The 12325-nt window shown below is 30.7% G+C and carries 12 protein-coding genes; 4 read left to right on the plus strand and 8 right to left on the minus strand.

Annotated features, from left to right (window positions below):
* Nucleotides 1-74: 74 nt before the first annotated feature.
* The 8 genes from J3U27_RS05130 to J3U27_RS05165 all read right to left on the minus strand — a co-directional run bounded on the left by J3U27_RS05130 (nt 75) and on the right by J3U27_RS05165 (nt 6825).
* Nucleotides 75-497, minus strand: coding sequence for a hypothetical protein (locus tag J3U27_RS05130; RefSeq protein ID WP_267376992.1), 423 nt, complete (start codon nt 495-497; stop codon nt 75-77).
* Nucleotide 498: 1 nt separating this feature from the next.
* The gene (locus tag J3U27_RS11580) at nt 499-1071 is read right to left on the minus strand and encodes an HNH/ENDO VII family nuclease (RefSeq protein WP_324170005.1); all 573 of its coding nucleotides are present in this window, start codon (nt 1069-1071) and stop codon (nt 499-501) included.
* Between the two features lie 70 nt (nt 1072-1141).
* The gene (locus J3U27_RS05140; protein ID WP_267336855.1) at nt 1142-1807 is read right to left on the minus strand and encodes a hypothetical protein; all 666 of its coding nucleotides are present in this window, start codon (nt 1805-1807) and stop codon (nt 1142-1144) included.
* Between the two features lie 306 nt (nt 1808-2113).
* Nucleotides 2114-2584 (minus strand): SMI1/KNR4 family protein, encoded by a 471-nt coding sequence (locus J3U27_RS05145; RefSeq protein ID WP_267376993.1) that lies wholly within the window; start codon nt 2582-2584, stop codon nt 2114-2116.
* A 22-nt stretch (nt 2585-2606) separates the two neighbouring features.
* Nucleotides 2607-2969, minus strand: coding sequence for an HNH endonuclease (locus tag J3U27_RS05150; RefSeq protein ID WP_267376994.1), 363 nt, complete (start codon nt 2967-2969; stop codon nt 2607-2609).
* 370 nt (nt 2970-3339) lie between these two features.
* Nucleotides 3340-4023 carry a response regulator transcription factor gene (locus tag J3U27_RS05155; RefSeq protein ID WP_267376995.1) on the minus strand — a complete coding sequence of 228 codons (684 nt, stop codon included), beginning with the start codon at nt 4021-4023 and terminating at the stop codon, nt 3340-3342.
* Nucleotides 4004-5470 carry a sensor histidine kinase gene (locus tag J3U27_RS05160; RefSeq protein ID WP_267338610.1) on the minus strand — a complete coding sequence of 489 codons (1467 nt, stop codon included), beginning with the start codon at nt 5468-5470 and terminating at the stop codon, nt 4004-4006. Before J3U27_RS05160 ends, J3U27_RS05155 begins: the two co-directional genes overlap by 20 nt.
* A gap of 2 nt (nt 5471-5472) precedes the next feature.
* Nucleotides 5473-6825: a vWA domain-containing protein gene (locus J3U27_RS05165; RefSeq protein WP_267376996.1), complete on the minus strand. Its 1353-nt coding sequence runs from the start codon at nt 6823-6825 to the stop codon at nt 5473-5475.
* Nucleotides 6826-7075: 250 nt separating this feature from the next.
* Here J3U27_RS05165 and apt point away from each other — a divergent pair, with 250 nt between their 5' ends.
* The 4 genes from apt (at nt 7076) to J3U27_RS05185 (ending at nt 12277) form a co-directional block, all read left to right on the plus strand.
* Nucleotides 7076-7621, plus strand: coding sequence for an adenine phosphoribosyltransferase (gene apt, locus J3U27_RS05170; RefSeq protein WP_267330328.1), 546 nt, complete (start codon nt 7076-7078; stop codon nt 7619-7621).
* Between the two features lie 168 nt (nt 7622-7789).
* Nucleotides 7790-8623: a PRD domain-containing protein gene (locus J3U27_RS05175; RefSeq protein ID WP_267330327.1), complete on the plus strand. Its 834-nt coding sequence runs from the start codon at nt 7790-7792 to the stop codon at nt 8621-8623.
* 329 nt (nt 8624-8952) lie between these two features.
* Nucleotides 8953-10401, plus strand: coding sequence for a glycoside hydrolase family 1 protein (locus tag J3U27_RS05180; protein WP_267376997.1), 1449 nt, complete (start codon nt 8953-8955; stop codon nt 10399-10401).
* Nucleotides 10402-10405: 4 nt separating this feature from the next.
* Nucleotides 10406-12277, plus strand: a complete 1872-nt coding sequence (locus J3U27_RS05185; protein WP_267376998.1) for a beta-glucoside-specific PTS transporter subunit IIABC — start codon at nt 10406-10408, stop codon at nt 12275-12277.
* Nucleotides 12278-12325: the final 48 nt, after the last annotated feature.

Raw genomic sequence — 12325 nt, forward strand, 5'->3', positions numbered from 1 at the left:
CTTAAAGATAATTTATCTAACGCTTTAAATAGATTAGAAATAACAAGCCAACCTAAAAGGTTGGCTTGTTATTATCAATTTAATTCAAAGATATCTTCTAAAAATTCATTAAAACTATTCCATTCTTTATCAAAATTATTATTTTTTAGTTTATCAATATTTCCACCCTCTATGAGTACAACATGCTCATTTTCTTTATTATATAACAAATAATCTTCTGTCTCTAAGTTAAATAATGAAATATACTTAAAAGGGATTTGTTCTTTCTCATGCAATATCTGTGTGACATTATCATCTGTACTTAAATCTGCTGCTATATCATATAATAAACCATATTTACCATAATATTCATCACTATATTTCGATACAAATTCAAAAAATGCACTATTGGGATTAATGTGGTATTTTGATAAAGTATTTTTATATTTTTCTTGGAACTCTGGAAGAACAGTACCATATTCTTCATCTAAATAGTTTTTAATATTTTGTTTTAACATATTATTTACATCCTATTTTTAATTTTCTTGTTTCTATTTCAGCATTAGCTCTATCTTTCCAATATTGTTTTCTATCAACATCAAAGACTTTTCTATCAACTGGATCATACGGATTAAATTTAGTCCCATCAGGATTAGGAGTTACTCTATATGGATGTAAAGCATTTGTATGTCCATATTGCTGATGTGAAGTAGCTGACAATTCAAATAGAGGTCCATTTGCTTGTTGTTTGGAATGATGTAAATTTATAGATTTGCCATCTGCTCCTATAGGAGCTAGTCCTCCTAAAGCTCTATCTAAATTAGTTCTACCTTTAGAATCAATTAAATCCCAATTTACATCTTGTTGGAAAATTTTGTAAGTATACCCTGTTCCTCCTTTACTAGGATCAGGAGCCGTCCAATCAATAACACTAAAGATATCTAACCCAAACGGATCTATCCATATATTACTATCATGCGTATAGGCATAAAAATTCGGGTTATTATCTATTTTGGCTAATACATAAGCCAGTTTCAGGATTATAGTAACGGAAACGGTTATAATAAAGCCCCGTTTTAAAATTTTCTGAATTTGAAGACAGAATCAACCATTACCTTTAGTGGATAAATACACAAAATTTAGGATAGTAATTTTGAATTAGTTATTTAATAATTCTTATATCCACTTTATTTTTTAAGCTATCTAATAAAGTGTAATCAGAAATTTTTTTACACTTTTCAATCAGTAAATCGTTCAATTTTTTGAGTTCTTTTATGGCTTCTATATTTTCTAAAGCGTTGTTCCGAACCAAAGATAAGTTATTCAAAGGAAGTTTTTCTATTCCTGCTAACGTTTCTATTTTTGAGCTATAGATATGAAGTTTTTGTAACTTTTTTAATTCTGATAGTTCATTAAGATTTACATTGGGAAAGTTTAAAAGTAACAAACCTTGCAGAGAATGTGCTTTATTTATATTTATTAAGCCTTTCCAATATTCACTACCTAGATATTCAATTTTTGGGAACTTTGAAATATCTATTTTAAATTTTTGCTTTTGTTGAAAATAAAGTTTTTCAATCCTCTGTAATGAATAAATTGAATCTAAATTTTTAATATGATCTACTACGCTTACAAAGGATATTATTTTTAAAAAATCACCAACCTTTTCAAACTCTTTAAAATCTACTTCTTTTTTAGATACCCAAATTATTTGAACATGGTTAATTTTTAATTTAGAAGCATATTCTATTCCTTCTTTGAAAGAATCGCTATATATTGTTAGATACTTTCCATCTAAATTTTCTCGTATTTTTTTATCAAATGACATTTGATTCCTTTTACTTTTTAATTATTAAATTTAGCTTGTTTAATATAAAATTTCCTTTTTTATCAAGCACATAATACTAATTTATTTCCTTTGAAATCTTACCCGATGCACCATATATATTTGATCGGATTTTTGTGGATTGGAATACAAATTAAAAAAACAATCGTTCTAAAAACGAAATAATCCTTAAGAATTCCTAACTACTTTATAATATCTTTAATCTACTACTAAATAATAAGAATTTAGGCTTTACCACAAAATGACAAAAACAATCTAACTTTTGGATTGGCTTGTTGTTATTATTTATTATAAATTATAAGCTTCATCTTCTGTTTTCATCCCGTTGATAAATTTTATTAATGAATCTGATATAAAACGTATTGTTGATTCTGGACTATCATCATAGTCTTCTAAATATCCTATATATATCTTATCATCATTAGCATTAATGCAATATGGATATCCTCCATCATCAATAGCAAAAGGTATATAAGATAAAGGAATTAATTTCTTTTCAACCGCTAATGATTGATATAATTCTTCTAATAAAATATCGTTTTCAGATTGTTTATATTTCATGGGTAAAAATAGTTTAACACTAATATCTACATCGTTATCTTCATCTATATAAAAATATTTTTCTCCTTCAATTTCACCTCCGTTATATTGAATGTATAGCTCAACTAAATCTTTTGGAAATTTAAGATTCATTCTTTTACTTACATCCATAATATCAGACTCGGTTAATTTTATTCCTGTATTTATAAATTTTTGCATTATAATGTATCTTCAATATATTTTATTTACATGTAGGATGCCATCCTTGTTTCTTAGAAATTTCGACGGCTTCTTTACTATCATATTTCACACCAAAATGATCTGCAAATTGTCCTGCTGATCCCTTATGTGGATACGAATCAATATGTGTTTGTGTTTTTACTAATTGCATTGTAAATTTTCCTGTTGTTGGGTCAAAATCCGCAACATGATGCCAAGTATAATCTTTAGCATCTTTAGCAGATATACCGGCTTCTTTATAAGCCTGGGTAAAATCAGAGCTTCTTCTACCAGTTAGTTGTATTGTTACAATATTTTTTTGATTTCCTGTTGTTGGAAATAGATCAGCATGCCCAGTAAAATCAACAGTATTTGTTACAGTCATTAACCCGAGCGGATCAACTTGTACATTGCTGTCAAAAACATACGCATAAAAATTCGGATTGTTTCCTGCTAGCCCGATAGGGTCTTGGCTTATATAAGTTGCCTGAATGGAATAAACGACTGATTGTTAAAAGTATCTTCTCGTATTCTGCCATAGATGTCAAATTCCACCTGCCAAACCAGCTCACCTTTATCATCATAGGCCTGAGCGGGTCTGCCCAAATAATCCGATACAATTGAGTAGGACTTGTCCTAGCATAGCTGACAGACACCTATAAAAAACGGGTAACTGTCAGCTCGGGTTTGAGCTAATACATCTAAGATGTTACTTGCATAAAATAAAATTGAACTTCATAAAATTTATATTAAATTTAATGTTTATAACCAATCCCATGAACAGTTTTAATTAAAGTTGGTGTGCATGGATTAATTTCTATTTGTTTTCTTAATTTTGAAATATGTTGATCGAGCGTTCTGCTATTAGGTAAAAAATCATATCCCCAAACATAATCAAAAAGCATATCTCGAGTAACAACCTGATTTTTAAATTGATATAAACACTCTAAAATCTTAATTTCTCTTAAGGTTAATTCGATAACCTGATCGTTTCTTTTTGCATACAATTCGGAAGAATAGACATTTAAATCACCAAATTGAAAATAGTCTTCTTTAGAGCTATTTGAATATTTTGATTTTAAGTAACGTTTGGCTATTGCTTTGATTCTTGCCCTAAGTTCATGAATACCAAATGGCTTATTCATATAATCATCAGCACCGAGCTCTAATCCAATTACTCGGTCGATCTCTTCATCTTTAGCAGATAAAAATAGAATTGGCACATCCTCATTTAATTTACGAATTTCACAACAAACAGAATAACCGTCAAGTTCAGGCATCATAATATCTAAAATAATAAAATCGGGTTGATGTTGATTAAACATTTCAAGTGCAACTTTACCATCATTTGCTTTGATAATCGTATAACCTTCTTTTTCTAGAAGATCTGACATACCATTAAGAATATGCTTATCGTCTTCAGCAATTAAAATCTTCATTTTCTAACTCCATTAAAATAAGTGAAAACGCAATTCCTGGATTCTGATTCATAACTTTAATTTCACCATTGATCTGATTAGCTAACTGATTAGCAATCGTCAACCCTATTCCAGTACCTGAAACCCCTTCGGTTATGGATGAGCTAACCCGATAAAAAGGATCAAAAATCTGTTTTAATAAATGATTAGCAATGCCCTCACCATAATCTCGAACCGTAATTATCACCTGTTTTCCCGATTTAGTTAAAGATAAATCAACTTGCTTGCCCTTAGACGCATATTTTTCAGCATTACTCAGAAAATTATTGAGAATTTGCATTACACTGTCTTCATCCGTATTAACAATACAATCACTTGCAATATTAGTGATATTAAGATGTAACGATTTTGCCTCTAAAATAGGACTAAAGGTATGATATATCTGGTTGATTAGCTCGGTTAAATTAACTGGTTTTATATTGACACTAAGTGGTTTATTAAAACTTAAAACATTTTGAACTAGCCTAGTTAATCTCTTACTTTCAGCACTGATTACATGCAAATAATCAGGAATGGGCGCAGGCTCATCTTCTAGATACTCAGATAACATTTCAGAGTATAGTGTGATATTGGTTAGAGGTGTTTTAAATTCATGGGAAACTTGTCCAACAAAACTAACCTGCTGCTTTGCTAAGCGCAATGTTCGAGTATATTCTCGATAGCTATAGAAAATCAATCCAAGTATTACGGTAATGAAAAGACCAATAACAACAGAACCTAATAAATACAAATTAACAACATTTGGGGAGAAATAATAATAGGTTAAATGCCAATTTTGTAAAGGATAGTCAAGCGATATCAAAATTTCATTATCAGATTTTTCACCATTGGTATAAATCTGTTTATCGCCATCGGATAATTTAAAATTATCATCAAAAGCTTGCTTATCTAATAAATTGATCATATCAAAAGAAAGCTTGATGTTAGAAAGCTCAAAACCAATAATATTATCCGATTGAATTGACCAGTAAATTAAGTGGTTATACATTTGATACCAACCAGAACTTGGTTGAAACTGTTCAGTATGATCTTGTTGATTGAATAAAACAGAATTATCTAAAGCGATGGATTCTACTATCTTATGCCATTGCGAATCATACACATCACTTACAAATAAAATTTTATTTTTATTGATGATAAAAATATTTTTAATATCAGTTTCAGATCCTAATAAATCTTCCGCTTTATCGTTGTCGTCATTAATTTGAAGTGTCAAACTACTCAAATAAGATAGACGCTGATTTAGCAACGATTCAATCGATAACTTGATATTATTTATACGGCTTTTGGCGAGTAAGATTTGGTTGCTTTCTCGTAATAACACTTCGTGTTCTACACTTCGCCAACCTAAATAGCTTATAAACGCTATTAACATCATTAAAGATAAAATCGTTGCTAATCTTTTCATAATTATTTCTTAATTACATTGCTTTTTGACTCAAACTGCTTTTCAGCTGAAATTTTGTTGAAAACGTCTTTATCAGCTTTAGCAGCATCAGCCATAATATTATTTTTTTCAATTTGGCCTCTTAATCTTTGTTTTGCCTCTTCTGAGGATACTGAATTTGAAATTGAGCTAAGTTTTTTACTATTTTCCATAAGAATATCTTCTGCTTCTTGGAACCTACCTAGATTGTGATACTCTAAGGCTTTTTCATTCTCAATGGTTACCTTCTGGATCTCTGATTCAGCTAAAACTTCTTGAATCATTGAATCCTTGACCAACTTTTTATCATCGGTATACGCTACGCTTACAAATTGAGTTTCGTGTTCAGCTTTATTTTTCAATAAATTGTCATATGATAAATCAATTTGAGCTAACGTTTTACTTTGGCCAACTTTTCCTTCCTCAGGGATGACTTCTAACAGTACATATTTTTCTTGATTTGAAAACAATTGATTCATTTTAATCGTAACTTGATTACCTTTGATTACACCATCTCGACCAAGTAAACGCACTGGTTTAACGCCATCTTTCAATTGGATAGTAATCACAACATTTTGAGCAACCGTGGACATCACGTCAGTAAACTCGTGAACAAACATTTTTTCAAGATCAAAAGTATTATTAACAAATACATGATTACCATCACTATAACTTGCGATAGATGACATTAATATTTCATTATAATCTGAACCGATCCCCATTGTGGTAATAGCAATATTCTTTTTAGCCGCAATAATAGCTAATTGAGAAAGTTCAGCTACTGAACTAGGACCTATATTGGCTTGACCATCAGATAACAAAATAATACGATTAACTTTATCTTTCGTAAGTTGGCTTTCAACTTGTTTTATTCCCTTACTCAATCCTGCAAATAAGGCTGTTCCTCCACCTGCAACTAAATTTTTATTGATTAGTTTAATAATTTGTTCTTTATTCTTTACTTTAGTTGCTGGAACAATAACTTTCGCATCATAATCATAAGTAACAATAGATAATGTATCTTCTTCATTTAGCATATTAACCGCAAAAATAGCAGCTTCTCTCGCTTTTACTATGCGATCGCCTTGCATTGAACCTGATTTATCAATAACAAGCGCTAAATTGATCGGCACATGTTTATTAGAGTTCGCTTTTTCACCAGTTAATGAAACTTTTAAATAATTGGTTTCTTCACTTCCTGCCATAATAATAGGTGAAGACAATTCTGAACGGACGTTAATTTGTGAAACTTGTGAACTTGGTAGAATTGTCGTTGCATAGCTAAATAAACTAGACAAGACAAAACCTAACATGACAAATATTTTAATAAATTTCATAGTATTTTCCTTCCTATATAAAGTTTATTCAATTATTCATCAATCGCCAAATAAATTGTCTAAATAATGTATTTAATTGTAAAAAGTTGTAAAAAGTAAAACCGTGATAAAAAACACCTATTAGTACTTAAACTAACCAATCTCTCTATTTTACGGTGCGTTAACTGTTTGTTTATTGCCAGTCTAAAGTGCAAAGGTATATAATAAAAAATTAGTCGCTCTTGAAGAGAATAGTTAGAGAACATTTAAAATGACTCAATCAAAACTTGAACTTATTAAAAATAGCATTATCACAATACCAAATTATCCTAAACCAGGTATCTTATTTCGTGATATCACCAGTCTACTTGAAAACCCTATTGCATTTAAAACATCAGTCGATCTTTTAATTGAGCATTATAAAGATAAAAAAATCGACAAAGTGGTTGGCACCGAAGCTAGAGGTTTTATCTTTGCAGCGCCACTCGCGTTAGCATTAGGCGTTGGTTTTGTACCGGTAAGAAAACCAAATAAACTACCGCGTAAGGTATTTAAAGAAGAGTATCAACTTGAATACGGTACAGATACCTTAGAAATGCATTGCGATGCGATCAAACCTAACGAACGAGTGTTAATTATTGACGATTTACTCGCAACTGGAGGCACCGTTGCAGCTACCGCAAAATTAATCCAAAAAGCAGGTGGTATTGCTCAAGATGCGGCATTTGTAATTAATTTACCTGATTTACACGGGAAAACAAAATTAACTGATTTAGGCATTAATTGTTTCACTCTTATTGATTTTGAAGGTGAATAATAAATAGGGCAAATTATTGCCCTTTTCCCCTACTGTTCTAATTTACGATTTAAAACTAACCTTTTATTACTTCTTGTAACTAAGTAGATATATACTTATTGCATTATCATTGTTACTATAATTAAGAATAAGCAATACCTGTTAAATTATAGTTATTTAGGTAAAGTAATGATTATATTAAAAAAGTTTAACAACAATGCTGTCATGGTGAATAAAAACGGACATGAAGTTGTTTTAATGGGCAATGGACTGGGATTTGGCGTCAGTAAAGGCGATAGTGTTGATGAAAAACGAATCGAAAAAACATTTGTCTTAAATGATATGAATCATCAAATTCTAGTTAACACACTATCCGAAGTACCTGATAACTACATAAAATTGACCGAAAAAATAGTAAGATTTGCGGCAAAAAATCTCGATTGCCAGTTCAATGAATATTTTTATCTTACTTTAGCCGATCATCTTTACCACGCTATATTACGAAACAAATTAGGTAAAAATGTTATTAATCCATTGAAAAATGAAATCAAAAAAATCTACCCAAAAGAATATTCAACAGCGAAAAAAATCATTGACCTAATATTTGAAACGGAAAACATCATTTTTGATGATGAAGAAGCCACCTTTATTACCCTACACTTAGTCAATGGTCAACATAGTTTGTTATCATGTGAATTTGAAGCACAAAATATACCGAGAATGGTAAAAGAAATTGTAAAAATTGTAGAGTTTCATTTTTCTGTTGAACTGAAAAAAGATAGTGTTTATTATGATAGATTCATATCTCATTTGAAAACTTTTATTGAACGAATATTTAACGATAATCAATATATAGAGCACACTAATGATCTCGTTTTTTTCGAGGATCTGAAACAAAAAGATATTAAATGCTATGAGTGTGTAAATAAAATAGTAAATTATATTGAAAAGAAACAAAATATTCATGTAGCAGAGGATGAGAGGTTTTACTTATTTGTATACCTTTATAGAATAACACATTGATAGGATTGTTACTGTCGATAAGACAGGCGATACCAAAATCAATGTTGATAGGATTGTGACTATAGAAAAAAATAGGCGATACCTAAAGCAGATGTAATTTTACATCATGGTTTAGGTATTTTTTTTGATTTAAGGAAACTTAAAAGCTCTAAAATTAAATAAAAGCGCGATATAAATCTCATCTCGCTAAAGCGTTGAGATAAATTACCGATAGCAACGATCAAACTTATTAGGATTGTGACTATATAAAATAGGCGATACCTAAAGTGGATGCAATTATGCATTCTACTTTAGGTATTTTTTTTGCAAAGATAAAAAGGAAAAATAACATGAAAAAAACAGTATTTCCAAATGACTTCTTATGGGGTGGCGCTATTGCCGCAAATCAAATTGAAGGGGCATGGAACGAAGATGGTAAAACGATTGGATTATCTGATTTATTTATTTATAACAAAGATAAGGACAACACAAAATTACATGCAAGTGATATGACCTCACAACAAGTTGAATTTGCTAAAAATGATAAACATGGTTATTACCCAAAACGACACGGTATCGATTTTTATCATACTTATAAAAGTGATTTAAAATATTTAAAAGAAATGGGATTTAAAACACTTCGCATATCAATCAACTGGGCTAGAATCTACCCCACTATCGACACAACAAAACCCAATGAATTAGGATTGAAATTTTATGATGATTTGATTAATGAAATAATAAAAAATGGAATGGAGCCAATTATAACCATTCTGCATTATGAAATCCCCTTATATATCACTGAACAACTTGGTGGTTGGGAAAACAAAAAAACGATTGCACTATATGAAGTCTTTGCAAAAACCATTCTCGACAGATATCACGACAGAGTTCGATACTGGATACCAATAAATCAGATTAACTTAGTCCATATAGAACCTTTTATTTCAATTGGAACCTGCATTGATAAAACCGATAATTATGAATTATCAAAATTTCAAGGTGTCCATAACCAAATGGTCGCAAGTGCATTAGTAAAAAAATATGCTAAGCAACAAAAATTCAACATCAAGATTGGTTCTATGTTAGCCGATTTAACCGCATATCCAGAAAATGCACACCCTGATAACATACTATTAGCTTTAAAACATAATAGGCTGAACTACTTCTATACCGATGTACAATTCAGAGGAGAATATCCCGGATATATTAACCGATATTTTGCTGATAATGACTTAACAATTGAAGTGTCTGAACAGGAAAAAACATTATTAAAAGATAATACATTAGATTTTTTAGCTGTCTCTTACTATTTTTCACAAATGGTATCAGTCGATCAATCAAGAGAATTCTCGACATCTTATGCATCATCAAAGAAAAATCCATTCATTGATGCAACTCCATGGGGATGGGCTATTGACTCAAAAGGATTATACAACTGTTTATCTTGTTACTGGGATAGATACCAAAAACCTATATTAATTGCGGAAAATGGTTTAGGAATGCATGACAAATTAATCAATGAAACCGTAAATGACGATTATCGAATTACTTATTTAAAAGCCCATCTCATTGCCATTAACGAATGCTTAAAAGATGGTGTTGATGTATTTGGATTCTGCGCCTGGGGACCTATTGATTTAGTTAGTGCATCCACTCAAGAAATGGAAAAACGCTATGGCTTTGTTTTCGTCGATATTAATAATACTGGTGAAGGAAGCAAAAAACGCTATCGTAAACAATCATTTCACTGGTACAAAAAAGTCATAGCTACCAATGGGAAGAGTTTAGGAGAATAAAGCAATGGATAATAAAAAACTAGCAGAACAAATTATCGAATTTGTTGGCGGTAAAAATAATATAATCCGAGTTTGGAATTGCATGACACGAATTCGATTTAACTTAAATGATGAAAAGCTAGTTCAAATAGATAATATAAAAAATTTAAACATCGTTATTAATATACAAACAACGCCCTCACAGTTTCAAATAATTATCGGAAAAAATGTAGATGTAATTACAAAAGAAATCAACACCATTTTAGGAAATATAACTAAAGAAAACTACATTTCAAAACCTCAACATAACAAACCTAAAATAACCTTAAAAGGGGTATTTAATAACATTATCGAAACTATTACTTCAATTTTCTCCCCGATTTTACCCGCTATCATCGGTGCCGGAATGATGAAAGTAATATTCTCACTCATCACAATATTCAATTGTTTTCCGCCTACAAGCGGAGTATTTCAAATTTGTAAATGGATTGGTGATTCAGCTTTCTATTTTCTTCCCTTTTTACTAGCGGTTTCAAGTGCAAGAAAATTCAATGTCAACGAATTTGTCGCTCTGTGTTTAGCGGGCGTGCTAATGGCGCCAAATCTACTCGCTGGTGCTGAAAACAATTTGCCATCATTAAATTTTATAGGACTAGCTGTACCCTATATGAACTATAGCGCATCAATCATACCAATTATTCTTTCGGTTTTTCTCATGCGCTACATTGACAAATTTGTAACCCTCTTTTTGCCAAAAATTTTAACGCCTATTTTTCAATCATTAATTGTTTTAATTATCACGGTACCAATAATGCTTATTATATTGGCTCCTTTAGGTTTTTATATTGGCGAATTTTTATCTAAAGGTCTAATTAACCTATTTAACTTTTCTGGTCCTATTGCTGGGGGATTACTTGCCGGCTTTAATCCATTAATTGTGATGACAGGTATGCATTATGCTTTTATGCCAGCAGCCATTCAAAGCATTGAAACTAATGGATTTGATAATTTTTGGCTACCATTTGCGCTAATCAGTAACTTAGCACAAACTGGTGCAATCATGGCAGTGATGTTGAAATACAAAATCAAACAAAATAAATCTATTGCCTTATCCACTGGCATTTCAGCATTCTTTGGAATATCTGAACCTGGATTATATGGTATTACCTTAAAGTTAAAAAAACCTTTATATGCAGCAATGATTGGTGGAGCTGTAGGCGGAATTATTGCAGCATTTTTGAATGTCAAAACCTATGCTTTTACCGCACCAAGTATTTTTGCTCTACCAACTTACTTATCAGAACAAGGGAGTAAACAAGCATTTTATGCTATTTTAATTAGTGGAATAATAACTTTAATTGTCAGTTTTGCATTAACATTAATCTTCAAATTCGATTTGCAGGAAAGACGAGATAACATTAATGAAGAAGAAGCATCTGAAGCTTCGCTAGATATCTATGCACCACTAAATGGCAAAGTTGAAACAATAAAAAATGTACCAGACACCACATTTGCAGAAGAAATAATCGGAAAAGGCGTTGCCATTTATCCAACCCAAGGTATTGTTTACGCACCTTTTGATGGCGAGGTTAGTGTCCTATTTCATACCAAACATGCGATTGGATTAACATCACAATCAGGTATTGAACTCCTGATACATATAGGACTTGAGACAGTTGAATTAGAAGGAAAATATTTTGAAGCTTTTGTTAAAGCTGGAGATAAAATTTATAAAGGTGATAAACTTATTGAATTCGATATCACTAATTTAAAAAATCACGGCTATAATTTACTCACTCCAATTGTTATCACTAATCACAAAGAGTACAAATCAATTGAAATAACTGATATGTCAGAAATAACAAATCAAGATAAATTATTAACAGTAATAAAATAACTCTTAATTTTATTATCTCAATTGATGCAAATTTATTACATAATAGAC

Source organism: Gilliamella sp. B2911, from assembly GCF_026536965.1.
GTDB lineage: Bacteria > Pseudomonadota > Gammaproteobacteria > Enterobacterales > Orbaceae > Gilliamella > Gilliamella apicola_E.